The sequence below is a fragment of the Aliisedimentitalea sp. MJ-SS2 genome, from assembly GCF_032586155.1.
Classification (GTDB): domain Bacteria; phylum Pseudomonadota; class Alphaproteobacteria; order Rhodobacterales; family Rhodobacteraceae; genus JAWHTC01.
Genome location: NZ_JAWHTC010000002.1, coordinates 434,871 through 461,833, shown reverse-complemented (window position 1 = coordinate 461,833; position 26,963 = coordinate 434,871). Strand labels below are relative to the sequence as shown.

The 26,963-nt window shown below is 60.6% G+C and carries 32 protein-coding genes and 1 tRNA gene; 8 read left to right on the top strand and 25 right to left on the bottom strand.

Features of this window, described 5'->3' with window-relative positions; genetic code table 11:
* Window positions 1-36 precede the first annotated feature (36 nt).
* Window positions 37-1,551, top strand: coding sequence for a D-alanyl-D-alanine carboxypeptidase/D-alanyl-D-alanine-endopeptidase (gene dacB, locus RXV86_RS08765; protein WP_316299121.1), 1,515 nt, complete (start codon window positions 37-39; stop codon window positions 1,549-1,551).
* A gap of 32 nt (window positions 1,552-1,583) precedes the next feature.
* On the opposite strand, the gene RXV86_RS08760 is transcribed toward dacB, so the two are convergent.
* The 3 genes from RXV86_RS08760 to RXV86_RS08750 all read right to left on the bottom strand — a co-directional run bounded on the left by RXV86_RS08760 (window position 1,584) and on the right by RXV86_RS08750 (window position 2,896).
* A complete protein-coding gene (locus RXV86_RS08760; RefSeq protein ID WP_316300213.1) occupies window positions 1,584-1,751 on the bottom strand; it encodes a L,D-transpeptidase in 168 nt (55 codons plus the stop codon).
* 299 nt (window positions 1,752-2,050) lie between these two features.
* Window positions 2,051-2,470, bottom strand: a complete 420-nt coding sequence (locus RXV86_RS08755) for a L,D-transpeptidase (protein ID WP_316299120.1) — start codon at window positions 2,468-2,470, stop codon at window positions 2,051-2,053.
* The gene (locus tag RXV86_RS08750; RefSeq protein ID WP_316299119.1) at window positions 2,471-2,896 is read right to left on the bottom strand and encodes a tellurite resistance TerB family protein; all 426 of its coding nucleotides are present in this window, start codon (window positions 2,894-2,896) and stop codon (window positions 2,471-2,473) included.
* 233 nt (window positions 2,897-3,129) lie between these two features.
* Between RXV86_RS08750 and RXV86_RS08745 the strand changes: the two genes are divergently transcribed.
* On the top strand, window positions 3,130-4,773 hold the full coding sequence (locus RXV86_RS08745) for a lysine--tRNA ligase (RefSeq protein WP_316300211.1): 1,644 nt from the start codon (window positions 3,130-3,132) through the stop codon (window positions 4,771-4,773).
* Between the two features lie 31 nt (window positions 4,774-4,804).
* Window positions 4,805-5,530 carry a DUF4336 domain-containing protein gene (locus tag RXV86_RS08740; protein WP_316299118.1) on the top strand — a complete coding sequence of 242 codons (726 nt, stop codon included), beginning with the start codon at window positions 4,805-4,807 and terminating at the stop codon, window positions 5,528-5,530.
* Between the two features lie 25 nt (window positions 5,531-5,555).
* Here the strand turns inward: RXV86_RS08740 and RXV86_RS08735 are convergent, their stop codons facing one another.
* The 6 genes from RXV86_RS08735 to RXV86_RS08710 all read right to left on the bottom strand — a co-directional run bounded on the left by RXV86_RS08735 (window position 5,556) and on the right by RXV86_RS08710 (window position 10,890).
* Window positions 5,556-6,044: a DUF2244 domain-containing protein gene (locus RXV86_RS08735; protein WP_316299117.1), complete on the bottom strand. Its 489-nt coding sequence runs from the start codon at window positions 6,042-6,044 to the stop codon at window positions 5,556-5,558.
* On the bottom strand, window positions 6,034-6,795 hold the full coding sequence (locus tag RXV86_RS08730) for a Stf0 family sulfotransferase (protein ID WP_316299116.1): 762 nt from the start codon (window positions 6,793-6,795) through the stop codon (window positions 6,034-6,036). Before RXV86_RS08730 ends, RXV86_RS08735 begins: the two co-directional genes overlap by 11 nt.
* 79 nt (window positions 6,796-6,874) lie before the next feature.
* The gene (locus RXV86_RS08725) at window positions 6,875-8,548 is read right to left on the bottom strand and encodes a cytochrome c oxidase subunit 1 (RefSeq protein WP_316299115.1); all 1,674 of its coding nucleotides are present in this window, start codon (window positions 8,546-8,548) and stop codon (window positions 6,875-6,877) included.
* Window positions 8,549-8,804: 256 nt separating this feature from the next.
* Complete coding sequence (locus RXV86_RS08720; RefSeq protein ID WP_316300209.1) at window positions 8,805-9,248, bottom strand: cytochrome C; 444 nt, start codon at window positions 9,246-9,248, stop codon at window positions 8,805-8,807.
* A gap of 124 nt (window positions 9,249-9,372) precedes the next feature.
* A complete protein-coding gene (lipB, locus tag RXV86_RS08715) occupies window positions 9,373-10,029 on the bottom strand; it encodes a lipoyl(octanoyl) transferase LipB (RefSeq protein ID WP_316299114.1) in 657 nt (218 codons plus the stop codon).
* A 195-nt stretch (window positions 10,030-10,224) separates the two neighbouring features.
* Entirely contained in the window at window positions 10,225-10,890 is a 666-nt protein-coding gene (locus tag RXV86_RS08710) for a DsbA family oxidoreductase (RefSeq protein WP_316299113.1), read from the bottom strand.
* 81 nt (window positions 10,891-10,971) lie between these two features.
* On the opposite strand from RXV86_RS08710, the gene RXV86_RS08705 reads away from it, so the two are divergent.
* Together RXV86_RS08705 and RXV86_RS08700 are read left to right on the top strand one after the other, a co-directional pair.
* A complete protein-coding gene (locus RXV86_RS08705; protein WP_316299112.1) occupies window positions 10,972-11,253 on the top strand; it encodes a cupin domain-containing protein in 282 nt (93 codons plus the stop codon).
* A gap of 101 nt (window positions 11,254-11,354) precedes the next feature.
* A tRNA-Leu gene (locus RXV86_RS08700) sits at window positions 11,355-11,441 on the top strand.
* A gap of 280 nt (window positions 11,442-11,721) precedes the next feature.
* Here RXV86_RS08700 and RXV86_RS08695 read toward each other — a convergent pair.
* From RXV86_RS08695 to lepB, 3 genes are all read right to left on the bottom strand, one after another.
* Complete coding sequence (locus tag RXV86_RS08695; RefSeq protein ID WP_316299111.1) at window positions 11,722-11,907, bottom strand: hypothetical protein; 186 nt, start codon at window positions 11,905-11,907, stop codon at window positions 11,722-11,724.
* A gap of 224 nt (window positions 11,908-12,131) precedes the next feature.
* Window positions 12,132-12,821, bottom strand: coding sequence for a ribonuclease III (gene rnc, locus RXV86_RS08690; protein ID WP_316299110.1), 690 nt, complete (start codon window positions 12,819-12,821; stop codon window positions 12,132-12,134).
* A complete protein-coding gene (lepB, locus tag RXV86_RS08685; RefSeq protein ID WP_316299109.1) occupies window positions 12,818-13,657 on the bottom strand; it encodes a signal peptidase I in 840 nt (279 codons plus the stop codon). Before lepB ends, rnc begins: the two co-directional genes overlap by 4 nt.
* Window positions 13,658-13,784: 127 nt before the next feature.
* On the opposite strand from lepB, the gene RXV86_RS08680 reads away from it, so the two are divergent.
* Window positions 13,785-14,189 (top strand): VOC family protein, encoded by a 405-nt coding sequence (locus tag RXV86_RS08680; RefSeq protein WP_316299108.1) that lies wholly within the window; start codon window positions 13,785-13,787, stop codon window positions 14,187-14,189.
* 208 nt (window positions 14,190-14,397) lie between these two features.
* Here the strand turns inward: RXV86_RS08680 and acpS are convergent, their stop codons facing one another.
* From acpS to dtd, 6 genes are all read right to left on the bottom strand, one after another.
* The gene (acpS, locus tag RXV86_RS08675; protein ID WP_316299107.1) at window positions 14,398-14,838 is read right to left on the bottom strand and encodes a holo-ACP synthase; all 441 of its coding nucleotides are present in this window, start codon (window positions 14,836-14,838) and stop codon (window positions 14,398-14,400) included.
* On the bottom strand, window positions 14,835-15,326 hold the full coding sequence (locus RXV86_RS08670; protein WP_316299106.1) for a hypothetical protein: 492 nt from the start codon (window positions 15,324-15,326) through the stop codon (window positions 14,835-14,837). The genes acpS and RXV86_RS08670 overlap by 4 nt, the downstream gene beginning before the upstream one ends.
* A gap of 42 nt (window positions 15,327-15,368) precedes the next feature.
* Window positions 15,369-16,001 (bottom strand): LysE family translocator, encoded by a 633-nt coding sequence (locus RXV86_RS08665; protein ID WP_316299105.1) that lies wholly within the window; start codon window positions 15,999-16,001, stop codon window positions 15,369-15,371.
* Window positions 15,998-16,618, bottom strand: coding sequence for a LysE family transporter (locus tag RXV86_RS08660; protein ID WP_316299104.1), 621 nt, complete (start codon window positions 16,616-16,618; stop codon window positions 15,998-16,000). Before RXV86_RS08660 ends, RXV86_RS08665 begins: the two co-directional genes overlap by 4 nt.
* A 32-nt stretch (window positions 16,619-16,650) precedes the next feature.
* Complete coding sequence (locus RXV86_RS08655; RefSeq protein WP_316299103.1) at window positions 16,651-17,403, bottom strand: pyridoxine 5'-phosphate synthase; 753 nt, start codon at window positions 17,401-17,403, stop codon at window positions 16,651-16,653.
* Between the two features lie 100 nt (window positions 17,404-17,503).
* Complete coding sequence (dtd, locus tag RXV86_RS08650) at window positions 17,504-17,947, bottom strand: D-aminoacyl-tRNA deacylase (protein WP_316299102.1); 444 nt, start codon at window positions 17,945-17,947, stop codon at window positions 17,504-17,506.
* Between the two features lie 94 nt (window positions 17,948-18,041).
* Between dtd and RXV86_RS08645 the strand changes: the two genes are divergently transcribed.
* Entirely contained in the window at window positions 18,042-18,458 is a 417-nt protein-coding gene (locus RXV86_RS08645) for an Hsp20/alpha crystallin family protein (RefSeq protein WP_316299101.1), read from the top strand.
* Window positions 18,459-18,935: 477 nt separating this feature from the next.
* Here the strand turns inward: RXV86_RS08645 and RXV86_RS08640 are convergent, their stop codons facing one another.
* The 7 genes from RXV86_RS08640 to RXV86_RS08610 form a co-directional block, all read right to left on the bottom strand.
* Entirely contained in the window at window positions 18,936-19,607 is a 672-nt protein-coding gene (locus RXV86_RS08640; protein ID WP_316299100.1) for a nitroreductase, read from the bottom strand.
* A 213-nt stretch (window positions 19,608-19,820) separates the two neighbouring features.
* Window positions 19,821-20,939 carry a TFIIB-type zinc finger domain-containing protein gene (locus RXV86_RS08635; protein ID WP_316299099.1) on the bottom strand — a complete coding sequence of 373 codons (1,119 nt, stop codon included), beginning with the start codon at window positions 20,937-20,939 and terminating at the stop codon, window positions 19,821-19,823.
* Window positions 20,936-21,262 carry a hypothetical protein gene (locus tag RXV86_RS08630; protein WP_316299098.1) on the bottom strand — a complete coding sequence of 109 codons (327 nt, stop codon included), beginning with the start codon at window positions 21,260-21,262 and terminating at the stop codon, window positions 20,936-20,938. Before RXV86_RS08630 ends, RXV86_RS08635 begins: the two co-directional genes overlap by 4 nt.
* A gap of 6 nt (window positions 21,263-21,268) precedes the next feature.
* Entirely contained in the window at window positions 21,269-22,387 is a 1,119-nt protein-coding gene (locus tag RXV86_RS08625; RefSeq protein WP_316299097.1) for an SPFH domain-containing protein, read from the bottom strand.
* A 50-nt stretch (window positions 22,388-22,437) separates the two neighbouring features.
* A complete protein-coding gene (locus RXV86_RS08620) occupies window positions 22,438-23,397 on the bottom strand; it encodes a DUF2927 domain-containing protein (protein ID WP_316299096.1) in 960 nt (319 codons plus the stop codon).
* Window positions 23,398-23,404: 7 nt separating this feature from the next.
* Entirely contained in the window at window positions 23,405-24,607 is a 1,203-nt protein-coding gene (locus tag RXV86_RS08615; protein WP_316299095.1) for a toxic anion resistance protein, read from the bottom strand.
* An 18-nt stretch (window positions 24,608-24,625) separates the two neighbouring features.
* Entirely contained in the window at window positions 24,626-25,501 is an 876-nt protein-coding gene (locus tag RXV86_RS08610; RefSeq protein ID WP_316299094.1) for a 5-bromo-4-chloroindolyl phosphate hydrolysis family protein, read from the bottom strand.
* 226 nt (window positions 25,502-25,727) lie between these two features.
* Between RXV86_RS08610 and RXV86_RS08605 the strand changes: the two genes are divergently transcribed.
* Window positions 25,728-26,951 (top strand): MFS transporter, encoded by a 1,224-nt coding sequence (locus RXV86_RS08605; RefSeq protein ID WP_316299093.1) that lies wholly within the window; start codon window positions 25,728-25,730, stop codon window positions 26,949-26,951.
* Window positions 26,952-26,963: the final 12 nt, after the last annotated feature.

The following is a 26,963-nucleotide window of genomic DNA, read 5'->3' as shown; positions in this document are numbered from 1 at the left end:
TTGTGAATTCGGAAAGCTTTGGGTTAAGTCTCTGGCATGACCAAACGTATTTCGAGACGGTTTTTTGTAGGGGCGGGCCTGGCCGGATTGGGGCTGCCAGCCTGGGCGGATGCGCCCAAGAGATCGCTGCGGCCAGTATTGCGGCCAAGCGGCGGGGCGGCCAAGATTACCAAGGCGGCGGCGACGCCCAAGGCGGCCAGTGCGGCGGCGCTTATCAAGGAGGCCAATCTTGGCGGCCGGGTGGCCTTTGCGGTGGCCGATGCGAAATCGGGTTTGATGCTGGAGAGTCGCGAGGGCGACCAAGCGCAGCCGCCGGCGAGCGTGACCAAGGCGGTTACGGCACTTTACGCGTTGGATGCGTTGGGGCCGGGGCATCGGTTTGTGACTCGCCTTATGGCGAACGGGCCGGTGCAAGGCGGGGTGCTGAAAGGTGATCTGGTGTTGATGGGCGGGGGCGATCCGACGCTGGACACCAACGTGATGGCGGGTCTGGCGGCCAAGCTGAAGGCGGCGGGTGTGCAGAGGGTCAGCGGGCAATTCAAGGTCTGGGGCGGGGCCCTTCCGAGCATCCGACAGATCGACAAGTCCCAACCCGATCACGTGGGGTACAACCCGGCGCTTTCGGGAATCAGCCTGAATTACAACCGGGTGCATTTCGAGTGGAAGCGCGGTTCGAACGGCTGGAGCACAGTCATGGATGCGCGCTCGGACAAGTACCGTCCAGCGGTGAGTATGGCCAGGATGCGCGTGGTGAACCGCAGCCTGCCGGTTTATACCTATACCGAGACTAACGGTCAGGATCATTGGACCGTGGCCAGCAAGGCGTTGGGCAAGGGCGGATCGCGCTGGTTGCCGGTGCGCCAGCCCGAGACCTATGCTGGCGAAGTGTTCCGGGCGCTGGCCAGGGCGCAGGGAATCAAGCTGGGGGCGCCGAAAGTTGCGCGCTCGAGGCCCGGGGGCACGGCGATCGTCAGCCATGCCAGCCCGGAGTTGTCGGTGATCCTGCGTGGTATGTTGAAATACTCCAACAACCTGACCGCCGAGATGGTGGGATTGGCGGCCACGACCAAACGCAAGGGCAAAGTCAACAGCCTGAAGGCCAGTGCCAGCGAGATGAGCCGCTGGGCCAATGCCTCGCTGGGGATGAGCAAGGCCAAACTGGTCGATCATTCTGGCTTGGGAAGTGACTCGCGCCTGACGGCCAAGGACATGACCGTGGCGCTGGTCAAGGTGCGCAAACAGGGGGCGCTGCGGCCCATCCTGAAGAAGATCGCGATGCGCCACAGCAATGGCAAGGTCAACAAGGGCCACCCGATCAAGGTGTTTGCCAAGACCGGGACGCTGAATTTTGTCAGTGCCCTTGCCGGGTACCTGGTGGCAGCGGATGGGACCGAAATGGCCTTTACCATATTTGCAGCCGACGCCGGCAAACGGGCGCAAATCAAGCGCGGTGATCGCGAGAAACCACAGGGCGCGCGCGGTTGGAACAAGCGGGCCAAGAAGTTGCAGCAAAAGCTGATCGAACGCTGGGGTACGCTGTACGGAACCTGAGCGGTGGCGGGGTGAACCCTCAGCCTACGGGGTCAGTTCTTGATTACGACCTTTAGATTTTTCATCGCGATCTTGCGGATTAGTGAGAACAGAAAAGCGGCGTGATCCGGGTGCAGCCGGACGCAACCGGCAGAGGCGGGCCGGCTAAGCCGCTTGATGTGATTGGTGCCGTGGATGGCATAGTCGCCGTGGAAGAAGATCGATTAGGGCATCGGTGCGTTGTTGTCGAGCGACGAGCGGTGACACCGCGACAGTGACTGGCCGTGAAAGGTGCCGCGCAGCGTCCATTTGCCCTTACGTGCAGTCGAGACCAGCCAGCGGTAGGCGCCCTTGCCATTGCGGATGTGCCAATCAGGGAGGGCTTGCTAGAAAAGTGAAAAGGCGTGTCACAAAAAACGCCTTTCTGATGCTGAAAAATGGCCTGCATCAAGCGTGGCAGCGCCGGGATGATCTACCTAGTCCTGGAACCCTCTCCCCGGTATATCAGTTGGGCTCTTGGCTATTTGCGGATTTTTATCCACGTATTGGCGCGCCCGTGTTCGAGCACCATCTTGAAAAGCGTTTCGGCGTCATCCGGGTGGAGGCGCACGCAGCCGGCCGAGGCGGGGGTTCCCAGGCGGCTGGTCTGGTTGGTTCCATGGATGGCAAAATTGCCGTGAAAGAAGATCGACCAGGGCATTGGCGCGTTGTTGTAGAGCGTCGAGTAATGCCGCCGCTTCATGGATTGCACGCGGTAGGTGCCGACCGGGGTGAACTTGCCCCGGCGCGCGGTCGAAACCGGCCAGCGATAATACTCGTGACCATCAAGCGCGATGATCATTTCTTGGTCTGACAGATCGATATGAACGCCGATCTCACCTGCTGCGGTGAGGGTTGGGAGGGCCAGGAGGCCAAGGAGAAATGCAGCCAGCCGGAACATTCAGAGCGTCATGTGGCGCGCCCGCGCCCCGCGTTCGATGGCAGCGGCGTGTAGCCTGTCGATATCAAGCTCGTAACGGATTTCTTCCAGGAGGCGCAATTCTTCCTCGCCGATGGACCCGTCGGCAGCTGCTACGTCGCAGGCCAGCGCATAGGCGGTTTCATACAGTTCGTCGGGCAGGTTATCACGCACCAGACCGAAGAGAGCATCGAGGCCGTCTTCCTGATCGAACAGGTCGAACACGGTCTGGGCCATGATCCGCATCCGATCGATGTCATAACCTGCGAAGACCGGCAGGTTGTTGACCGCCGACTGGATTTTCATCAGCTCGGAGGTGCGGATATCCTCGTCCGAGGCCGAAACCGCGATCATCACCGTGACAAGGCAATCCTGTGGCGATAGCGGGTGCGGGATGGGATCGGACATGTTGGGCCTCCTTTGGCGCGGGTCATACACTTGTAAATATTGACCTCTGGCCGTGGGAACAATAATGCGTTTCGTCATTTTTTGTAAAATGTAAACAAAATGTCGAAACGTGCGCGAGCTTTGTTTGCTGTGTGCGTTTCGAGACCAAGTTGGACTTCAACTTGATCTCGAAACGCTTTAGGAAACCGAGGTTCGTGCGGAGAGGCCGCATGGCAGGATTCGGAGATACCCCAATGTCGGATATGCGCGATGAGGCGATGAACAGCAAAGCCTGGCCCTTTGAAGAGGCCCGCCGGGTGCTGAAACGCTATGCCAAGGGCGCGCCGGAAAAGGGGTATGTGCTGTTCCAGACCGGGTACGGCCCATCGGGTTTGCCGCATATCGGGACGTTCGGCGAGGTGGCCCGCACTACGATGGTGCGCCGGGCGTTTGAAATGATCAGCGACATTCCAACCAAGCTGATCTGCTTTTCGGATGATATGGATGGTCTGCGCAAGGTGCCGGGTAATGTGCCGAACCAGGAACAGATGGCCGAGGACCTGAACCTGCCGCTGACCGTGGTGCGCGACCCGTTCGGCACCCATGATAGTTTCGGCGCGCACAATAACGCGCGTCTGAACGCATTTCTCGATAGCTTTGGCTTCGAATATGAATTCGCCAGCTCGACCGAGTATTACAAATCGGGCCGGTTCGACGAAATGCTGCTGCTGGCGCTGGAGCGGTTCGACAAGATCATGGAAATCATGCTGCCGACGTTGGGCGCCGAGCGGCAGGCGACCTATTCGCCATTCCTGCCCGTCAGCCCCAAGACCGGCCATGTGCTGCAGGTGCCGACGCTTGAGCGCAATGTCGAGAAGGGCACGATCGTTTACGAAGAACCCGACGGCGAGCGGGTCGAGTTGCCTGTGACCGGCGGCAATGTGAAAATGCAGTGGAAACCTGACTGGGCAATGCGCTGGGCCGCGCTGGGCGTGGATTACGAGATGTCGGGCAAGGACCTGATCGACTCTGTCACACAAGCCAGCAAGATCTGCCGGGCGTTGGGTCAACGGCCACCGGAATGCCTGTCCTACGAGTTGTTCAACGACGAAGAGGGGCAGAAGATTTCGAAGTCGAAAGGCAATGGTCTGTCGATGGAAGAGTGGTTGACCTATGCCGCGCCGGAAAGCCTGCAGTACTTTATGTTCCTCAAGCCGAAGACAGCCAAGCGGCTGTATTTCGACGTGATCCCCAAGGCGGTGGACGAGTATCACCAGCAGTTGCGTGCCTATCCGGGGCAGGATGACAAGCAGAAGCTGGCCAACCCGGTGTACCATATTCACGGGCACAATGTGCCTGCTTCGGACATGATGGTGCCGTTCTCGATGCTCTTGAACCTGGCTAGCGCGTCGAGCGCCGAGGACAAGGACGTTCTATGGGGCTTCATCGCGAAGTACGCCCCAGAAGCCACGCCTGAGAGCCATCCCGGTATGGATGCGGCGGCGGGCTTTGCTGTGCGTTACTTCAACGACTTCGTGAAGCCAGCGAAGGTGTATCGCGCGCCGACCGATCAGGAACGTGTGGCGCTGGAAGAGCTGGCGGCGTGTTTCGGCGATGCAGACAAGGCGCTGGATGCGATTACGCGCAAGAACGCAGCGATGGGGCGCGAGGACGAGCTGCCCAAGGCGGATTTTGCAGACGAGGAGTTCCTGCAATCGGTGGTCTTTGCCATCGGCAAGCTGCATGGGTTCGAGCCGCTGCGTGATTGGTTCAAGGCGATCTACGAGGTCTGCCTTGGAGCGTCGCAGGGGCCGCGTTTCGGCGGGTTCGCCGCGCTTTACGGGGTGGAAGAAACCCGGGCGCTGATCGCCAAGGCGCTGGCGGGCGATTTGGTTTGACCCGCGGTGCGCTGAAGCGCACCCTAGGGGTATGGCGACCGGCTATGAACCGCTTAACACACTGAAACCGGCGGGGCCGGGAATCTGGATCGTGGATGGTCCGGCGATCCGGTTTTACGGGATGCCATTCTCCACCCGTGCCACGTTGGTGCGGTTGGAGGGTGGCGATTTATGGGTGCATTCGCCAACCCTTCTGACAGACGGCTTGCGGGACGAGGTGGCGAAGCTGGGGCCGGTGGCGCATCTGGTTGCGCCGAATTGGATTCACTACGCTTATGTCGGGGAATGGCAGGCGGCGTTTCCCGAGGCCGTGGCCTGGGCTGCACCGGGGGTAGCGGAGCGGGCGGCGAAGGCGGGGAGGGAGCTGCGTTTCGATCATGATCTTGGTGGCGAGGCCGCAGCGACCTGGGCCGGGGAGATCGAACAGATTATCGTGGAAGGGTCTTCGGTACACCGTGAGGCGGTGTTCTTTCATCGCGCGTCGAAGACATTGATCCTGACCGACCTAATCGAAAACTTTGAGGCCAAGAACCTGTCGTGGTGGATGAGGATTGCCACGCGGCTGGGCGGGATTCGCGACCCGGATGGGCAGATGCCACGGGACATGCGGGCGACGTTTCGAGATCGTGCGGCGTTGCGTGACGCTGTTGAACGAATGATCGGCTGGGGGCCGGAACGGATCATTCTGGCGCATGGGCGCTGGTATGAGAATGGCGGGGTGGACGAGTTGAAGCGGGCGTTTCGGTTCTTGTGGTGAGGGAAGGTGCGTGCGAGCACGCACCCTACGGTGTCTTCATTTCGCCCAGGGATTTCTCGATCTCGAGGATCAGGCGACAGCGCTCCTCTTCCGAGAGGAAAGAGCCGATTTCGACCGTGCGATTGTTGCCGGTGAGGGTGATGTAATGCGGTACCGGGCCGCCGGAAGAGTGAATTTCGACCCGGACCCAGTAGGTGTTGCAGTCCCAGATCAGGATCTCGCCTTTGCGGGGCTGGTGGATCAGCGTGGTGGTTTGGGGCGTGATGGCCAGCACCTCGAGCACCTCCGCCGTTTTGTAAGTATGCTCCAGCGCCCACCAGAGCCCGGCCACGGCGGCCATGAGGAAGGGCAGGAGGCCCCAGAGGAATACCGTGCCCAAGAGCCCGTAGAGGGGGATGGTGATCAGGGTGAAAGCCAGAAGAATGATCGCTGCAAAGCCGCGCCGAGGCAGGGAACGGTGGGGCCAGAGGGTTGCCTGATGTCTGGAGGGGGTGTTGGACCACTTATGAGGCATCGGAATTCTGTTTGAGGCTTTGATCGTCTTTGAAGCGTGTTTCCCAGGCGAGATTAAGCTCATCCGCAAGCCGGGCGGTGCCAATGCGGATTGGTGCAGTCGGAGACCGCTCCAGGCGCGTCAAGAGATCAGTCGCCGCTCCTTCGGGGTTTTGGGAGAGGTCTTCGTAGTTGATCTTGATCGGTGCTATGTCGTGAAGCGTGAACCAGTCGCGCCACAATCTAGCGTCGGTTTTGACAATGTTGAGATAAGTGTTGATGGCATCGTAGTCATATTCAGGTGGTTCGGAATTCAAAGCGCTCGTTGCTTCGAGGATCGAACCATCGGCATTGCGATGCCACAGGCCGCCTGACGCAGCCCGATAGTAGGAAATGGCCTGAGCTACCTTGTTGCTGCGCTCAAGAAAGACAAAGTCGGCCTGACCAAAAGCATGCGCCAAAAGCTCGGGATCGGTATGCGGCCCGAATGCAGATTGCAATTCCTTCAGCAACTCCTGCTGTGTGTCGTACATGAGGCGACAGGCAAAGGTCTGGTTTGCGCCCCGTCCCTGCCGAATGGCGGCGGCAAGAAAGGCGGGGAAGTCGTTTCTGTCAACCTTCCATTCCTCCGCATATGCGGCCCTGTCTTCGTGGCGGAACCACGATTCAGGATTTCCCGCGACGCCCGATGACAACAGCAGCGAGCACAGCAGTGTGCTGCCAGATCGCGGCGTTGTGCATATCAATATTGATTTGGGTGGTCGCTGAACCATGACGGGCAATGTTTGTTGTCGGAAAAGAAAAGGGCTCCGGAATTACCCGGAGCCCCGTTCGCGCGTTTTTCAGAGCCCCTTAATGGCTGTGTTGCTTGTCCCAGTCTTCCCGCTTGGGAAGGATCTCGAACGTGTGCTCGGGCGGCGGCGACGGCAGCGTCCACTCGAGCGTGTCAGCATATTCGTTCCAGTAGTTGTTCTCGGTCACACGTGCGCCACGGGTCAGCGTGTAGAAAATGATGCCGAAGAACAGAACGAAGGAGGCGAAGCTGAGCAGAGCACCCCAGCTGGAGACATAGTTCCAATATGCAAATGCCTCGGGGTAGTCGATGTAGCGACGCGGCATGCCCTGACGACCCAGGAAGTGCTGCGGGAAGAAGGTCAGGTTCACGCCGATGAAGAACATCCAGAAGTGCACCTTGCCCCAGAATTCCGGGTATTGGCGGCCCGACATCTTGCCGATGTAGAAGTAGACCCCGGCGAAGATGGTGAAGGCTGCGCCCATCGACATGGTGTAGTGGAAGTGCGCCACGACATAGTAGGTGTCGTGATAGGCCCGGTCGACGCCAGCTTGGCTGAGCACGATACCGGTCACACCACCCATGGTGAAGAGGATCAGGAAGCCGAAGGCAAACAGCATCGGCGTCTTGAACTCGACCGAACCGCCCCACATGGTGGCAATCCAAGAGAAGATCTTCACCCCTGTCGGGACCGCGATGACCATGGTCGCCAGCATGAAGTAGGACTGCTGGCTGAGCGACATGCCGACGGTGTACATGTGGTGCGCCCAGACGACGAAGCCCACGGCACCGATCGCGATGATCGCCCAGACCATTGGAAGGTAGCCGAAGACGGGCTTGCGCGAGAAGGTGGCAAACACGTGGGAGATCAGGCCGAACCCGGGCAGGATCACGATGTAGACTTCCGGGTGACCGAAGAACCACAGGATGTGCTGATACAGGATCGGGTCACCACCACCGCTTGGGTCAAAGAAGGTCGTGCCGAAGTTCCGGTCGGTCAGCAGCATGGTGATAGCGCCTGCCAGAACCGGCAGCGACAGAAGGATCAGCCATGCGGTGACAAAGATCGACCACGAGAACAGCGGCACCTTGAACAGCGTCATGCCCGGCGCGCGCATGTTCAGGAAGGTGGTGATCATGTTGATCGCACCCAGGATCGAGGATGCGCCCGAGACGTGCACGGCAAAGATGGCAAGGTCCATGGACATGCCACCTTCGAGCGTGGAGAGCGGCGGGTAGAGCACCCAGCCCACGCCGGAGCCGAGCTGATCATTGCCACCGGGACTGAACAGCGAGGCGACACCGAGCGAGGTGCCGGCGACATACATCCAGAACGACAAGTTGTTCATCCGCGGGAAGGCCATGTCCGGTGCACCGATCTGCAACGGCATGAAATAGTTGCCGAAACCTCCGAACAGGGCGGGAATGACCACGAAGAACATCATCAGGACGCCGTGATAGGTGATCATCACGTTCCAGAGGTGACCGTTCGGGGTACAATCCGCTGTGGCACCGCCGAACAGGCGGAACCCTTCGAGGCACATGTGTTGTACGCCCGGCTGCATCAGTTCGATCCGCATGAATACGGTGAGAAGAACGGCGATCAGGCCGACGACGGCCGATACGATCAGGTAGAGAATCCCGATGTCTTTGTGGTTGGTCGACATGAACCAGCGGGTAAAGAACCCACGGTTGTCTTCATGGTCGTGCCCGTGAATGGCTGCGTCTGCCATGCGGTGCCTCCTGTTGCATTCATATTGGCGCGGATTGCGGGGAATCCGCGCACCTGTCCAGCTCCGGTTTTAAATTGCGGGCTGGGACGGGGCAACGGCTGAATTTGATCTGGATCAAATTATTTTGTCGCACCTAGGTGGAAAACGGGCAAAAATACCCAATTTAACAGGTATTTGCGATGCAACAAAAACGGAGGCTGTGAAGCCCCCGTTAGGTGATTCTGTCAAAATTACCGCGAATTGCGGAAGGCTCGGATCAATCCGATGCGGCCGCGTCTTCACCGCCTTCAGGCGCGGGCGAATGGGTCGCCAGATAAGCCGCTACGTCTTCCCCGCCCTTCTTGAGTTTGAACGACATTTTCGATTTCTTGGCGAAGCCCTGAGCATCGAGCCATTTCTTGGGGTCGACGACATATTCGGCCAGGGCGGCTTCGGTCCAGACAAAGCCGGCTTCGGCGGCGTCTTTCAGGCCATTGCCATATTTGAAACCTTCGGCGCCGCCAGCGGTGGCACCGATGATGCCATAGAGGTTCGGGCCGGTCTTGCCGCCCTTCATGATCATCTCGCCATCAGGGGTTTCGATCTTGTGGCATGACTTGCACTTCTTGAAAGTTTTTTCGCCTTTTGCAGCGTCGCCTTCTGCAAGCGCCGGGGCGGCGAGAGCCAACAGAGTGGCGGCAGTGGTCAAAACGTTCTTCATAGTAACCTCGATTCCTAATGGCAGTTTGGTTTCGCGCATTGATATAGCCGGGGGTGGTGTGGTGACAAGCCATTCGTTTGGATGATTTGTCGCAGACATACTTTGTTTCAGGGGTTTGGCGGCTTTATGCCGAAGAAGTGAACACCGCTTCAAAGGTAGATTTTAAAGCGATGTCGACATCGCCCATGACGACCGGAAGACCGAGGTCGACCAGGCTGGTGACGCCGTGTTCGGTGATGCCGCAGGGCACAATACCGTCGAAATGAGACAGATCTGGTTCAACATTGATCGAGATGCCGTGGAAGCTAACCCATTTGCGCAGGCGGATGCCGATGGCGGCGACCTTGTCTTCGCGCGGGGTGCCGTCGGGGTTAGCGGGCTTTTCGGGCCGCGTGACCCAGACACCGACGCGACCCTCGCGGATTTCACCCTGGATGTTGAACTCGGCCAGGGTGGCGATGACCCATTCCTCGAGTTGCGCGACGAAGCGGCGCACGTCATGACCGCGTTTACCGACGTCGAGCATGACATAGACCACCCGCTGTCCGGGGCCATGATAGGTGTATTGCCCGCCGCGCCGGGCCTCGTAGACCGGGAAGCGGTCGGGGTCGGTCAGGTCTTCGCGCTTGGCACTGGTGCCTGCGGTGTAAAGCGGTGGGTGCTCTAGTAGCCAGATGCATTCCTCGGCCTCGCCCGCCGCGATGGCATTGGCGCGGTCCTCCATGAAATGCAGGGCATCGGAGTAATCGGTAAGCCCGTCAGAGATTTTCCATTCGATCATGGGAAGGGGATAACATTGTGGGCGAGGATGGCAAGGTTTCGGGAATTGCCACCCTCACGCGTCCCCCGCCCGCCCCGACGCGCTCGGGCGGCAATGCCGGGCAAGAGCCGAAAGGGGCATGGATGCCGGCGCCGTCGGAGCCTCCGGCGGGGATATTTCTGGCAAGAGGAAAAGCCAGGTTTCGGGCCGGTGGCGTCAGGCCGGTGCCGGAGAAAACCGTTTCAGCAGCTGGGCATAGGTATCGACCCCCTGTGCGCCGGTGACCAGGTGTTTCAGGTCGAACACCATCGCCGGCACCCCGCGAACGCCCTTGTCGATCCAGAATTTCTGCATCGTGCGAACCTCGCCCGCGAAGCGGTTTTCGGTCAGCGCTGATTGCGCATCCGAGGCATCGAGGCCGAGCTCGCCTGCTATGGCGGCGAGGGTGGCGATATCCGACACATCGCGCCCATCGCTGAAATGTGCCTTGAACAGGGCCAGTTTCATGTCTGTCTGCCGCCCCTGCGTCTCGGCCAATTCGATCAGTTGATGGGCATGGAAGGTGTTCACCATGCGGCTGTCGTCGGAGAAGTTGAAAGTAAACCCGTGCGATGCCCCCAGTTCCGTCAGCTGGGCCCGGGCCTTGATGCTGTCCTCGACAGTGGTGCCGTATTTCTCGGCTAGGTGTTCGCGCAGGTTCTGGCCCTGGGGTGGCATCTGCGGGTTCAGTTCGAACGGGTGCCAGAGGATTTGCACCGATGCGTCGGTCTGGTCGATGGCGCGGGCCAGCTGGCTGTAGCCGATGATGCACCAGGGGCAGACCACGTCCGAGACGATGTCGATGCGCAGCGGGGCGGGTATGTCGGTGACAGGGGTGTTCATGGCTTCTATGGTGGGGGGTGTGGCGGTTTCTGGCAAGGGCGGCGCAGTCACGCGTGTGTGTTTTGAGGATCGGGAGGGCGTATGACGCAGGCTGAGGCAACGCAGATGATCGACGATGATCGAACCCGGGTGACGCGGTTCGATTTTGCCCCGGGGGCCGAAACCGGCTGGCATCGTCACGGGATGGATTACGTGATCGTGGCGATTACCGACTGTCACATGCGGCTGGAAGAACCCGGCGGCGCGGTGCGTGAGGTGGTGGTTCCAGCCGGGACATCCTATGCCCGCGACGAAGGTGTCGAGCATAACGTGACCAACGCGGGCGACATGGCGATGAGCTTTGTCGAGGTCGAGTTGAAATAACCGGCCCGAGCGGGGCGAAAGAAATCGCAGCGAGGCCCATGATTCCCTCTTCACATCGCCGGGGCGCTTCGCTATAGGGCCATCACCTAAGTCAAGACAGTGCGGTCGTGGCGGAATTGGTAGACGCGCAGCGTTGAGGTCGCTGTGAGGTAACACTCGTGCGAGTTCGAGTCTCGCCGACCGCACCATTCCCTTCCAGAAAACTTGCGATTGGCCAGGCTGCTGCGAGGACGCAATAAATCCTGACGCCGCCGCGCCGTGTCATACATCATAGGACGCGTTGTCGTGGCGGGGATCAATCCGAAACGATTTGTGTTGCCGATACCCTTGCAGGTGCCCGGGTCTTCGGGTGTGGTGGCACTTTGCCCGAGGGCCTGCGCGACCCACAATGACAAACCCCGCGCCGAGATTGGTCGGCGTGTCGATCCATCACGGATGAACGCGCTATACCGCAGATGGGGATGTGGTTCAGAAGGTTGTCGGAGACATTTCAGCGACATAGTCGCCGGTGTCGGATGCCACGTCGGTTGTCCCGTCATTCAACGCGACGACGGCTGCTACTGCCAAACCTACAACACATGCACTGAGAAACACCCAATCGACGGTCACGGCCCCACGCGTGTCGTGGATGAACGTCTTCAAAAATCGCAACATTACTTCACTCCTTACCAATTTCCTTTGAACTCGTAGAAGCTTGGATTTGCCCTGCCAATGTGGCCGTTGTGAGCGTGGCCAAAGGCAGGCATGGTGCAATATCGAGGTTTTTGATCGGGCTTTCCCGCCTGAGCTGTGTGGGGTTGCGGGCCGATCTTCCTGACGCTGAAATCGGCGGAAATTGAGATTGGTCAGGTGGTGTAACAGCTCATGTATGTTCGGGCTCAGGAATTGCTGCCGTCAACCGACTCCAACAGTGCTTTGGCAGCTTCTTGTTCAGCCTGGCGTTTGGAACTGGCGGTGGCCTCGGCCTCCTGACCCGATGTCAGTCGTGCCGCGATGGTGAAGACGGGCGCGTGGTCTGGCCCCTCGCGGGCGATTTCGACATAGGAGGGTGGCGGCAGTTTGCGGGCCTGAGCCCATTCCTGAAGCGCGGTCTTGGCGTCGCGCGCGTCGGCCTTGACCGTGGCGACCCGGTTGCCCCAGAGACGCAGGATCAGGTCACGGGCGGTGTCGTAACCGGCATCAAGATAGACAGCAGCGATCACAGCTTCCATTGCATCGCCCAGCAGCGCCTTCTTGCGGCGCCCACCGGACATCATTTCGGAGCGGCCGATCTTGAGTACGGTGCCGATGTCGATTTCACGCGCCACGTCGGCGCAGGTTTCCTTGCGCACCAGCGCATTGAACCGCGGGGCAAGCTGGCCCTCGGAGGCGGAGCGGTCGTGTTCCAGAACAGCCTCGGACATGACGAGGCCCAGCACCCTGTCACCCAGAAACTCCAACCTCTGATTGTCACCCCGGGTGGGCGACGAGATCGAGGCGTGGGTCAGGGCGCGGACCAACAGTTCCGGGTTAGAAAACTGGTGGCCCAGACGGGTTTCAAAGTCCTTGAGGTCGCGACCAAGCTTCATTCTACGGCTTTGAAATAACGATCCGAGCGCCAGGTCCAGAAATAGAGCATCGACGATCCCGAGCTTGAGAACATGATGCGGTCGGCGCGGCCGATCAGGTCCTCGAACTTCACCGTACCGACACCACCTGCGGTCTGGGCATAGCGGCTGTCAGTTGAGTTGTCGCGGTTGTCACCTACGAAGAAGTACTCACCGGTAGGGACGGTAAAGACCGCGGTGTTGTCCGAGTGCTGGGTGCCGATATTGAGGATCGAGTGGCGCACGCCATTTGGCAGGGTTTCGTACTGGCGCGATTTCTCGCAGGTGTTGCCCATGCCGACCGGGCGGTTTTCGCAACGCGGAATGTTGCGTTCCGGACCTTGAGGGGCCTTCACTTCCGAGAACACGCCGCCGTCTTCAAGTGCGACAGCTTCGCCATTGATGTGCAGCACACCCTCTTTCATCTGGACCCGATCGCCGGGCAGGCCGACGAGGCGTTTGATATAATCCGAACCGGACACCGGATGGCGGAAGACCACGACATCGCCGCGCTCGGGCTCGCCGCCCCAGATCCGGTCACCGTCGTCCGAGCGCATCCAGCCGCAGATATCCTTGGCGTCGATATCAAGCCCGATCCGTTGGATTCGGATCGAGGGGCAGGAGGCGTAGGAATAACCATAGGCCATCTTGTTGACGAAAAGGAAATCCCCGATCAGCAGTGTGTCTTTCATAGAGCCCGAGGGGATCCAGAAGGGTTGGAAAAAGAGTGTGCGAAACACGCCCGCGATCAGCAGCGCATACACGATGGTCTTGATCGTTTCGATGACGGCGCCGCCAAAGCTGCCTTGTTCGCTCATGCCCCTGCACTCCAATATACACGTGTCAGCGCTACATGAGGCGCAGGGGGTGATCTGTCAACCCGGGCGGGCATGACAAGGCCTGCGGCATATGCATAACATGCAAAGACCAAACCAAGGGGCGGGCATGAAGCTGCGATTACATCACATAAACCTGGCGACCGAGAAGGTGGCCGAAATGGAGCGGTTCTATCGCGAGGTGCTGGATCTGCCGGTGCCGACGGGGGATATTCCTGTGCTGGAAAAGACCAAGGGCTACGCCGGGGATGTGGGGTTCGTCTGGGACGGGCATGTGCAGATGCACCTGGCCGAGAAGGACGTGATGGCGGGGTTTCGCACCGGGCAGATCGTCAACCCGGTGGCCAGGGGGCACATCGCCTATCGTTGTGATGACATCGAGGCGGTGAAGGCGGAACTGGAGGAGAAGGGTGTGCCGTTTTCGGATTGGGGAGAACGGGCGGTTGAGGGATGGCACCAGATCTTCTTTTACGACCCCGATGGCAATGTGATCGAGATTCATCAGAGGAAGTGAAGGACGATGGGTTGGCCTTCATCCTACGGAAAACTGTTAACCCGGCGGGCGGTGGGGTTAACGCGGGTGCTGTTGCGGGTTGGTAACAGGGCTGGAACCTGTCGGCTATCTGTCGGGTATCTGTCTGGCGTTCGGTGACGCAAGGTTTCGTCCACGAAGAGGTTAACGCGGCGCACGGGGATGCGCATGAATACGCGCGCATTCCCGCTTAGTGGGCTGCGCGGGGTTTGGAGCCGTCCTGTTCCTCTTCGGGCAGGGGGCGCGCCTCGATCAAGACAAAGGCCTGTGCCCAGGGGTGATCATCGGTGAGCGTGACGTGGATGATCGCCTCGTGCCCCGGTGGGGTCATTTCATCGAGCCGTTCCTTGGCCCATCCCGTGACCTGCATTACCGGCTGGCCGGTATGCAGGTTGCTGACCGCCATGTCCTTCCAGGCAATCCCCATCCGCAGTCCGGTGCCCAACGCCTTGGAGCATGCCTCTTTCGCGGCCCAGCGTTTGGCATAGGTGCCGGGCGTGTCGGCGCGCCGTTCCGCCTTGCGCTGTTCGATGTCGGTGAACACGCGGTTGCGGAACCGGTCGCCAAAGCGTTCCAGAGTTCCAGCGATACGTTCGATATTGGCAAGATCGGTGCCGATGCCGAGGATCATTGCAAGCGGACCCCGATATGGCCAGTGGCCTGGTTGAGGGTGAAGCGCAGTGTTGCGGGCAGGAAATCTCCGCTGTCAGGGTCGAACCGGCGCACCTGCATCGTGAAGATCAGGCCAACGGACGGGTCGTAGCTGGCATCGAGCGTGGAAAAATCAGCGCCGGAAAACCCGATGCCGCCGCCCATGGATACCGTGCGGCACTGGCGCCCGCCGACCTCGTCATAGGGGGGCGACAGGACCAGAACGTGAAAGGCCCCGGCGGCAGGTTCGACCGTATCGAGCAAGGCGAGGCGGACATTGCCATTGGCGAAGGTGCGGGTGTTCTGCTCCCACGGTTCGGCAAGGTTCCAGGCCGAGGCTTGCCATTCACAGGGTTCGACCTCTTGCGCGAGGGCTGGTAGAGGCGCGAGAGTGAGAGCTAGGGTGACCAAGAGTTTTCGAAAACTCTTGGCAAAATTCTTCGAAGAATTTCTGCGCGTTGCGGTCATGGTTGCTCCTGAACTTCGGCGGCTTGCCAAAGGATGGCACGTTCAGTGAACGCCTTCAATCCGCGCGGTCATGATGCGTAGGGCCGCCGCGCCGAAAAGCGCGGCAAAGAGGGCTTCGAACGGGCGGCGGGCGCGGGCATAGCCGCGGGAGACCATGGGCAGAGAAAAGAGCACGCCATAGCCGAGGAAAACCAGGGCAGAGACCGAGACAAGTTGCAGGTAGAGCGTAAAGACCGCACCGAAGCCTGCGCCCGGAGGCAGGGCAATGGCATAGATTGCGCCCCAGCTGAGGATGGCCTTGGGGTTGGTGAGATGGATTAATAGACCCTTGAGAAAGACGCTGTTCAAGGATCCGCTGACGCCGCGTTGCAGGGCCTTGCCAGACGGCGCCATGGCGCTGCGCAGAGCCTTGATCGCGAGATAGAGCAGATAGGCGGCCCCGGCATATTTCAAACTGATCGCGATCCAGGCATTGGCAAGCATCAAGGTGCCCATGCCGAGCGCAGACGCCAAACCCCACGCGGCAGAGCCTGCCAGCACCCCGGCGCCAACGGTCACGCCTGCGGCACGGCCATGGGCCATGGCGGTGCCGGAAATCGTCAGCGTTGCCGGTCCCGGGCTGCCCCCGGCAACGCCCCAGGCGATCAGCAGGCCGATCAGTTCAAGCCCGGTCATCGCGACAGTGCCGATTTGATCAGGCCGAGACCTGCGACTGCAAACAGCCCGGCGACGACGCCGTCGATCCAGCGCCGGGCCTTTTGATAGGCGCGCATCATGCCGCCCATCGAGAACAGGACCGAGTAGAGCGCGTTGTTGAAGAAGCCGACCGCTATGCAGATTAACGTGGCGGCGGCGACGGTGGCGAGGCCGTCATTCGGACCGATGCCGATAGAAAGCGCCGCCATCCAGGCGATCACGGATTTCGGGTTCGACATGTTGAGAATCAGCCCGCGCCAGAACCAGTGGCCCTCACTCACTGTTGTGGCCGATGCCTGTGCGGGATGCAGGGCCGAGCGTCCGGATTGCCACGCCAGCCACAGAAGGTAGTGCCCGCCCAGGACCTTGAGGATGATCAGAAGCGTTATCGAGCTTTGCAGCACTGCACCCATGCCGCTGGCGGCGATAAGGCCCCAGAAGACGAGACCGCAGGAGAGGCCAAGGCCATAGACCAGGCTGGTCTTGCGACCGCGACTCATTGCGATGGTTGCATTGGAAATATTGGCTGGGCCGGGCGAAACGGCGACAACGAAAAAGGCGAGCCCGCAAGATGCAAGGGCAATGAGATCGGTCAAAACAAGCACTCCGACAAAATGATGGGGTGACGTTAGTCCGGGCGGGCCCCGTCCATCAAGCGGCGCATTTCGGCGATAGCCGGTTCGAGACCGAGGAAAATCGCCTCGGCAATCAGGAAGTGGCCGATATTGAGTTCCATCACCTCGGGGAAAGCCGCGATGGGTTTGACGGTTTCGTAGGTCAGACCGTGACCGGCGTGAACCTCGAGTCCGAGGGAATGGGCCAGCGCGGCGCCTTCGCGCAGGGCTTCAAGCTCGGTGTCGCGTTTGTCGAATTCGCCGGCATAGTGATAATCGCAATAGGCACCGGTGTGCAGTTCGACAACCGCAGCGCCGATGCGCGCAGAGGCCCGGATTTGTGCCTCTTCGTGGCCGATAAAGAGCGACACGCGGCAACCGGCGTCGCGCAGGGGGGCGATAAACCCGGCCAGTCGATTGTCGTCGCCTGCCACGTCCAGCCCGCCTTCGGTGGTGCGTTCCTCGCGTTTTTCCGGGACGATGCAGACAGCATGGGGTTTGTGACGCAGAGCGATGGCTTGCATTTCGTCGGTTGCCGCCATTTCGAAATTGAGCGGTGTAGTCAGGCCGTCCATCAAGGCCTCGATATCGACGTCGCCAATGTGGCGGCGGTCTTCACGCAGATGGGCGGTGATGCCGTCAGCGCCCGCTGCTTCGGCCAGAAGGGCGGCGCGCAGGGGATCGGGATAGGCGCTGCCGCGGGCGTTGCGGACAGTAGCGACGTGGTCGATGTTCACGCCGAGGCGAAGTTTGCCGGTGTCTTGCATGAGGTGATTCCCAAAGCTTGTCTTGAGGCGACGCTAGACCCGTTCTGGACCGGGCGAAAGGTCCAATGGCGTGGGGTCCGGTCAGGCCAATTTCAAAGTGCTAGCTAGCCGTGTCGAGCCAGATCGTGACCGGGCCATCATTGGTCAGGCTGACCTGCATGTTGGCGCCGAACTGACCGGTCTGAACCGGGATACCCAGTTTATTCAGCGCTGACGCGAAGTATTCGTAAAGCCGTTCACCTTCGGCCGGGGGCGCGGCGTAGGAGAAGCCGGGGCGGTTGCCGCGAGAGGTGTCGGCGGCGAGGGTGAATTGCGACACGACCAGTGCAGAGCCGGCGATATCGATGACCGATTTGTTCATCTTGCCCGCATCGTCAGTGAAGATGCGCAACTTGGAAATTTTGGCAGCGAGCTGATCGGCTTCGGCTTCGCTATCGCCCTGCATGGCGCAGATCAGGATCAAAAGGCCGGGGCCACATTCGCCGATCATGGCGTCGCCGACGCGCACGTCGGCCTGGGAAACACGTTGCAGAAGGGCGCGCATGGGCCGGGGTCCTTTCGATTTGGTCAGGGTCAAAGCGGTGACCCCCGGAGGGCGGTATAATGCGCGTTGTAAAACAAGGAAAGGAGTGCCTGTCATGGTAGAAAAATCCCACACAGCGGGCCTGTGGCCCTCGCTTTACGAGCCATTCCGCGGCTTTGGCAGTCGGGTGGCCGATTGGTTGGCCCCGGCATCAGATGCCAGCGCCGACGAAGATGCCTATCGCATCTCGATGGAGTTGCCGGGTGTCGAGGAAAAGGACATTGATATTTCGGTAAGCGGCGGCGTGGTTAGCGTGAAGGGCGAGAAATCGTCGAGCCAAGAGGAAAAAGGTGAAACCTGGTTCTTCTCGGAACGCCAGTACGGTGCGTTTTCACGTTCGTTCCGCCTGCCCCAAGATGCCGACGGCGATCGCGTGGAAGCCGAGTTGAAGGACGGGGTTCTGACCATCGCCGTTTCCAAGAAGGCGCCGGAAGAACCCGAGGCGACAAAGGTCAAGATTAAGCGCGGCTGAGGCTTGGGGATGTGGTCGTGCTTGCTCCGGAAGGCGGATGCGAAAAGGCCGTCTTCCGGGGTGGCGCTGGATTATGCGTGGCTTCACCTGCGGCGCCGGTTCGCCGAGTTTTCGAGCTACGCGTTTGGCGAGGAGTCTGAATGGCTCTTCAAGTCCCTTGTGTGCCTGTGCGGCCAACGCGACAGTCGCGAGAATGATCACCGCGTTAAGCCCCCAGGCAGGTTCCGTTCGATAGTAGATGTTTTCCGGATTCACCGGTGACAGCATATCTACAGGCACGAGGTTCAGATAGAACACGACCATGATGGCCGTGATTCCACGTAGAACCTCGAGCGGTTTGGATTTTTCGCCAATCTGGGTGCGCATTCGTTGTTTTGCGAGAGAAAGGCGGGCGAAGTTACGGTCAGGCCGGGTCAGAAATCTTTTGTCAGATTATTCAGTTTATCAAGTGAATGGTGTGCCCGATAAGCCACCGCGTCAGTCGCGCCAGAAAACCAGTTCGTCAAGCGGTGCGCGTTCAGTACGGAAAGCGTTGGCAGGGTGGTCGGCGTCCTCGTAACCAAAGGAAATCGCCGCCAGCACCAGCCGGGTGTCGGGAATGTCGAAGAAGTCATGCACGAAGCGGCCATGGCTGGCGACGGCGGCCTGGGGAATGGTTGAGACGCCAAGCGATTGCGCGGCAAGACAGAAGCCAGTCAGGAAGCCGCCGCAATCCATCACGCCATAAGGGCCGAGGTCGGCCTCGGAGGTGATGATCGCCACGTGGGGTGCGCCGAAGAGGCGGAAGTTTTCCATCATCTGGGCCGCGCTGGCAGGGCGGTCGCCTTTTTCAATGCCGACGGCCTCGTAAAGTTGCCAGCCACAGGTGCGGCGGCGGTCCTTGTAGCGGCCGGTGTATTGCTTGGGCCAGTCGAGGTCGGGGCCGGCGCTGTTGGTCGAGGCATGGGTATAGAGCGCCTCGCGAAAGCGGTTGGTTTCGCTGCCGGAGGTCACGGTTATCTGCCAGGGCTGGGCGTTGCACCATGAGGGCACGCGGCCGGCGGTGGATATGATCCGCTCGATCACGTCGCGCGGGACCGGGTCGGGTTTGAAGGCGCGACAGGAATAACGGGATGTGAGGATGTCATGGAGCGTGTCGTGTGCGGTCATGTTAGATCGGTTCCCTGGATTTTCGACAACCTAGCCTCGGCAGGCCCATGCGGCCAGTCCAAGATCGGCGCCAGTCCAAGATCGGAGATTGTCACGCGGCGCAGCCTGATCCTGGTTATCGAATTGCATTTGCAATCCGACCGACTGGGGGGCCAGCCCCCCAGACCCCCCGGGATATTTGAAGCAAGAGGAAGAAACAGAAGGCGTGGTCCGTTACTGGTTGATTGCGATCAGATAACCAACGCCTGCTGCAACGATCAGGCCCAGGATCACGGCGATGGTGATTTTCCACGCCGACCACGGGCGTTCGCCCTGGACCCGCCCGGTGCGACCGTTGACGACGAAGCGATAGGTCTTGCCCCGGTACTTGTAGGCGGCAAGCCAGACCGGCAGCAGAACATGTTTGAAAGTGACGTCGCTGACCGCGGTGTCGATGTCGTGGATGCGTTGGCGGTCGCCGCCGATGTCGAATTTCACGTCCCGCTCGATCACCCGCGCCATGTGTTGGCGGGCCTCGCCATAGCCCTCTTCCAGCTCGATGGTGTAGCCCTCAGCCCGGAAGCCTGCCAGGTATTCGGGGCGGTAGGGTTCCAGAGCGGCAAGATCCCAGGGTTCGAGCGCGTCGGTGTAGCGTTTGGGCAAGCTGCGCGAAGCCAGCACGAGGACGTCGTCGAACCAGCGGGCCACCCGGCCCGAGACGCGCTTCCAGCGGATTTTCTGCACCCGCTCCTGCACATGTTTGCCATCGCGTGTCACGGTGCGGGTTTCATAGTAGATCGTGCCGCGTTCGCCGTCATATCGAGACTTGGTGTCGGCATCGAAGGTCCAGTAGGGTACGTAGATACCCTGCATCTTACGACCCTTGCGGGCATAGTCCTGTAACCCGTTCGGGGCGAACCAGAGCCGGCCGAGCCAATCGGTCATCGCCTTGCGGGCGCTGCGTTCATCGAGGCTGAAGGGTAACACGCCACGGGGTTTGATATGGCGATGCGTGCCGGTGTCGGTCACCACGGGCGTGGCGCAAAACGGGCATTCGGCGGCGTGGTCTTTCTCGTCGAACTCGACCTGTGCGGCGCAGTTGGGGCACTGCAACACGCGGGTTTCCTCGATCTCCTGTTCGGGCAGTTCGGCGTCGATGGCGGCGCGGAAATCCAGTTCCTTGATCGGGTGGGTCTTGTAGCCGTCGCCTTCGATCAGTTCTTCGGCACCGCAATGGTCGCAGATCAGTTTGCCTTCGCCCGGGGCAAAGCGGAAATCGGCGCCGCATTGGGTGCAGGGGAAGCGGTGTTCGTCATCCGGTGCGAACGCGTCCAATTGCTCGGTCAGGGTCACGTCTTTGACCTTTCCTCGGTGTATCTTTGCTCGATGGTCGGGAAGGCGGTGTCGATCCAGAACATCGGGGAGACAAGCCCGTTGGACATGCCGCCATTGTCTTTGAGAAGGCTTTCGACCGGCAACGGGGCGTCAGACCGGGCAAGCGGGTGCCCGGTGATGCCCTGAAAGGTCGCATGCAGGATCTGGCGCAGCGCGTCGGCGGAGGGGGGCAGCGGGGTTTGCATCAGCGCATCGCGCATCCGCTCCCAGAGCACCGGGTCGCCCCGAAGCCCCCACTGCACGAACCGGGTGGTTCGCATCAGATCGCCGATCGTTGCCATGCCGGATCAGGTCCCGGGCGGTGGCGGAGGCATAACGGTGAAGAGTTGGGCGAGTTCGGCCACGTCACCGGCCTTTTTCCACCCGTCCTGACCCGGGGTCCAGACATGGGTGTCGCGGGACAGCTCTCCGCTGCCGACCATGCGGCCCATCGCGGCCTTGGAGTAGGGACCCTTGGTCTCGCCGTTTTCGGCGAGGTGCCAGACCTTTTCAGCCGGAGGTGGCGGTGGCGGTGCCATGGCGGCAGGGGCTGTCGTCGGTTGCGCTGCCGCCGGGCGGGCGCCCCATGGCCCCATCTGGGCGCCCATCTGCATGCCGATCCCGGCACCCATGCCGGTTTGCATTGCGGCGGCACCGGCGCCATCACGACCCAGCGCCTCGGCGGCCTGGAATTGCATGTAGTTGCTGAGATCACCGATCACGCCCATCGAGGTGCGCTTGTCCATCACCTTTTCCACCGCTTCGGGCAGCGAGATGTTCTCGATATAGAGCTCGGGCATTTCGAGGCCATATTCCGCCAGTGTGGGAGCGATGTCGCGCGCAATCAGCTGACCCAGTTCACGGGTGTTGGCGGCCATGTCCAGAACCGGGATTCCCGAGCGGGAAATGGTACGCGAGAATTCCTGCACGATGATGTTGCGGATCTGGAAGCTGATCTCGTCCATGGTGAATTCGCCATCGGTGCCGACGATTTCGACGAGGAACTTTGCCGGATCGCCGACCCGGATCGAATAGGTGCCATAGGCACGCAGGCGCACCGGGCCGAATTCCGGATCGCGGGCGATGATCGGGTTCTTGGTGCCCCATTTCAGATCGTTGAACCGGGTGGTGTTGACGAAATAGACCTCGGATTTGAACGGGCTTTCAAACCCGTGATCCCAGTGCTGCAGCGTCGTCATGATCGGCATGTTGTTGGTCTCGAGCATGTAGAGACCGGGGGTGAAGACATCGGCCAGCTGGCCTTCGTGGACGAATACCGCCGACTGGCCTTCGCGCACGGTCAGCTTGGCGCCGTATTTGATTTCGTGGTCTTCGCGTTCGAACCGCCAGACCATGGTGTCGCGGGTGTCATCGGTCCAGTGGATGACATCGATGAATTCGCCGGTGAGGAAATCGAGGATACCCATGTGCAGTTCTCCTTGGGTCTTTTGAATTCGGTGCCGTCGGAAACGGCCTGTCAGTACATGTTGCCGGTCAGTTCGGCTGCAATCGTCATGGCAATCGGGCGGGCCTGATCAAAACTCATTCCCGGCTGGAGCCGGGGGTCGTAGAGCATTTTCAGGAGCATTTCGTCGTGGGTGGTGAGATAGGCAAATTCCTCGTCGTCGTTGAAGATCGACGGGCGGGCCTTGGGGCTGTCCTTGATCAGGCCGAGACCCTGGGCCATTTCCTCGTGAATGCAGGATTTGCGGCCCAGATGCGGGTGTTCGGCACGGATCAGGATGATGGCGCTGTCATAGATGGCGGCGTTGTCGGCGCTCGGCTGAGCCCAGACGAGACAATGGGTCGACCGCGGCAAGTTGCGAAAGAGCGACAGCGTGGCGCGCGAGGCATTCGGCACGATGCGGCGGATATGAGACTGCAATTCGTCACGATCATCAAGGCTCATCACCATGACGTGGTAGTTCGCCGAGCCACCTCGCGCCTTGGACATCGGGTGGCCGGTCAAGCGCGACAGGCGTGCGGCATAATCGGCGATGTCGGCGCTGTCGGTCTGGCGTTGCTCGTCCGAGATCGACTTGCCAAAGGTGACGGACATCCGGATCGGTTTGGTCCAGCGGCGCAGCCGGTTGTAGCCGGTGTCATTGGCATTGGTCGGGCCAAGGCGGTATTCATCGACAAAGGCGATCCGCGAAAAGTTGGTCAGAAGATCAGCCGCGGTGAACCGGGTATCGGGGCCACCACCATCGACGCGCATCAGACCACGCGCCAGGTGATCTGCTTGGATCCTGGCGAAATGACTTTCAAGCGCCAGCCGTTCCTTGGAGGGGGTCTTGGGTGCCGCGACCGGTTTGGGGACAAGCCCGGCAGGTCGGGATTGCGGTTTCAATGTGGGTGCCGGGGCAAGGCAGGCCGTGAGCATCCCCGCGCCCAGAAGGGCGGCGAGAGATCTGACCAGTCTTGCCCCAAGTTTCATGCGCGGATCAGCCCTCGGCAGGGACCGACGTGCCGGCGGTATCGCCGAGTCCGGTTTTCTTGGCTTTGGCAGCGGCCAGTGTGTCGCGCAGTTCGGACTCCATCTTCTTGAGCTCTTCCTCGGCGGCTGCACGACGGGCCTTGCCCTCGTCGGCGATCTGAAGCGACTCTTCGATGGTGCCGATCAGGTCGGCGTTTGCCTGTTTCACGGCCTCGATGTCAAACACGCCGCGTTCCATTTCCTCGCGCACGATCTTGTTGGTCTCGCGCAGGTTCTTGGCGTTGGCGGTCAGAAGCTCGTTGGTCAGGTCATTGGCATCACGCACGGCAACGGCGGCCTCTGCCGAGCGCTGGATGGTCACGGCCTGCGCCAGTTGGGTTTCCCAGAGCGGCACGGTGTTGACCAGCGTCGAGTTGATCTTGGTGACCAGCGACTTGTCGTTTTCCTGAACCAGGCGGATCGAGGGCAGCGACTGCATGGTGACCTGACGGGTCAGTTTCAGATCATGCACCCGGCGTTCCAGATCGTCACGCGCAGCGCGCAGGTCGCGCAGTTCCTGCGCCTTCATAACCTGATCGTTTTCGGGGGCGGCCTGAACCTCGGCTTCCTTGGCGGGGATGATATCTTCATCAAGAACACGCAGCTTTTCCGTGCCAGCGGCGATGTAGAGCGCCAGTTCGTCATAGAAGGTCAGGGTTTTCTCGTAGAGCAGGTCAAGCGACTTGATATCTTTGAGCAGCTTGTGCTCGTGATGCAGAAGGTTGTCGGTGACCTTGTCAATCTGGCCCTGCACCGTTTCAAAGCGGGCGGTGAACTTGGCGAAGGGGGCGGCGCGACCCAGGAGGCGCTCCCACCAGGTGCGCTTGCGGCGCACGTCCAGTTCGCTGACCGAGAAACCACGAATGGCGGTCACGATCGAGCGCAGCGAGTCTCCAGCGGGGCCGACATCCTTGTTGCGCACGTCATTGAGCATGGCCTGGCTGATTTCCTGCAGCTCGGCCTGGGCGGCGGAGCCGAAATTCACGATTGAGCCGGTATCCGACATGTCGAGCTCGTCCATGCGGGCTTCGATTTCCTTGGACACGGTCTTGTTGGCATCCTTGAGTGATACCACGTCTTCGGCCGCAGCGGGTTCGGGCAGGATCACGGCATTGACTTCTTCGACCAGCGCCAGCGCGTCTTGGGCCTGTTGTTGAATGGTTGTCGACATGGGATATCCCCTTACTGTTTATGAGTTGAGCCGGACACCCTCGCGGGCGAGGCGGTCACGCAGAACTTCGATCTCGACATTCATGTCGGATTGATTGTCGAGCAGAAGCGATTGAGTTTTCGAATTGAAGCTTTCTTCCAGATCGGTGAGCAGCATCATGTAATCGGACCGCGCGCCGCGATCCTGGCTGCGCGCATAGACATCGGCGAACTTGATGGTCGCGTCGCGGGCGCCCTGCAAGTAGACCCCCATGTATTTGCGCGCCGCAGTCAGGTCACGCGGGTCCTCTTCGACCGTGCGCAGAAGTTCGCGCGCCTTGGTCTGAAAGCGTTCGACGCGGCCCTCGACCTGGCGATCACCGGCGCGTTTTACGGCGTCGGACATGGCGGCGAGGTGCTCCTCTGCCTGATCGACCATGCGGGCGACGCGATCGGTCTGGAATTCGTCGACGCCCTCCATGCCCTTGTTGGTCATCGGGTCGGGGCCGAAAGAGAGGAAATGCAGGACGATGCCAAGGATGGCAAAGATGATCGCTTCCAGTAATCCGAACCCGGCGTATCCCGCCAGCGCCAGACCGGCGCCGGTCACGAGCGAGCCGAGGATCTTGCGCGGGATGGCGGGGCGGCGGGCAACCTTGCGAGCGTCATAGGCCTCGTGCGCGATTTCGCCGTCGCGTGTGAGCCACGCGGCCAGCATGAGAAGGCCAAGCGCGATAAGGTATTGCGCCATAACCACGGGTTCAGACGTGAAGGCCTTCCAGATCAGCGGCAAGGGCGCGAGAAAGAGGAAATTGACCCGCCCCCCGGCGCGGGTGCGCGAGGCACCGCGAAAGCTGCCGTGATCGGTGTTGGTGTCGCCTGTCGGGCTGTGTTTCCCGCCGTAACGCTGAGCCATCATGTACCCCCCGCAAAGGAGACATAGAAAATCAAAATAACAAGCAGCACGAAGGCCAGTTTTTGCAGACCGGTTCCAGACATTTACCCCAGTGTCCCAGTGGTTACCTGAACAACTTAGGGTATGGCCCTGCCGGGCGCTAGGGGGAAGATTGGCGCGGATGCAGCAGATTACTCAATATCGGCGGGGGCTTGCCGCGGGTCGGGGGGGCTGCCACAACGGGCGAATGAGTGTAACGGGTCGAATTTCACGACAACAGGTGGTGGTGCTGGCGGTCTGTGTCGCGATTTTCGCGCTGGGACAGTTTCACCGCGCGTCCGGGTCGGTGTTCACGCCGATTCTGATGCAGCGTTTCGCGCTGCCCGCGGCCACCATCGGCGGGCTGGTCTCGGCGATGTTCCTGGCGACGATCGTGGCGCAGCTGCCGTTCGGAGCGTTGCTGGATCGCAGCGGGCCACGGCGGCTTTTGGCGCTGTGCATGGCGATTGTTTCGGTCGGCACGGTGGTATTTGCCCTGGCGGGCGGGTTTGGCGCGGCAGTTGTGTCGCGGGTGCTGATCGGAATCGGGTTGGCGTCGATGGGGGCGGCCACCCACGTGATTATTGCCCGCAACTTTGCCCCGCGCGATTTTGGCTATTTCAGCGGTCTGGTTGTGACACTGGGCGGGGTTGGCGGCTTAATGGGGACCTATCCATTGGCACTTGCGCTGGAGAGGGTGGCGTGGCCGGTGGTGTTTGGCACGGTGGCCGCACTGACGGCGGTGCTGGCAGTGTTGATTTTTCGCGCCGTGCCGCATGTGCCGAAACCCGAAGGCGATGCCGAGGAAGAAGTTGGAGGGTACCTGTCACTGCTGAGGCAGAAAGAGTTTCTGAAGGTACTGGCGCTGGGGGTTGTGACATTTGCGCCGATTACCACGATCACCGGGCTGTGGGGTGGTCCATATTTGCAGCAGGTGGCGGGGATGTCGCCCGAGGGGGCCGGGGCGGTTCTTCTGCTGTTGTTCGTGGCGACGATTGCCGGGGGTGTCTCCTTTGGCATGCTGGACCGGAGGGCCAAATCGCGTAAGCGGGTGATCCTTGTGTCGGCGGGGCTTTCGGCGGCGAGCCTGCTGGTGCTGGCGTTGTTGGAACGTCCCGGCGTAGTCGTGACCGTGGCGCTATTGTTGGCGATGGTGTTCTTTCAGCATTTCTATGTGCCGCTGGGAGCGCATATGCGGCGGCTGGTGCCTGATCATATGCTGGGGCGGGGATCGACGTTGCTGACGTTGTTTGCGGTGGCGATGATCCCGGTGATGCAAGTGGGGTTCGGGATGATCCTTGATTGGGCCGAGGTGATGGGTTGGGATTTGCAGGATCGTTACCGGCTGGCCTTTGCCGCGATTGGTGGAATGATCGTGCTGAGCACGGTCGTGTATTCCACCGTGCGCACGGCCGATGACGACGTGGTGTGAAGCCAGCTCGCA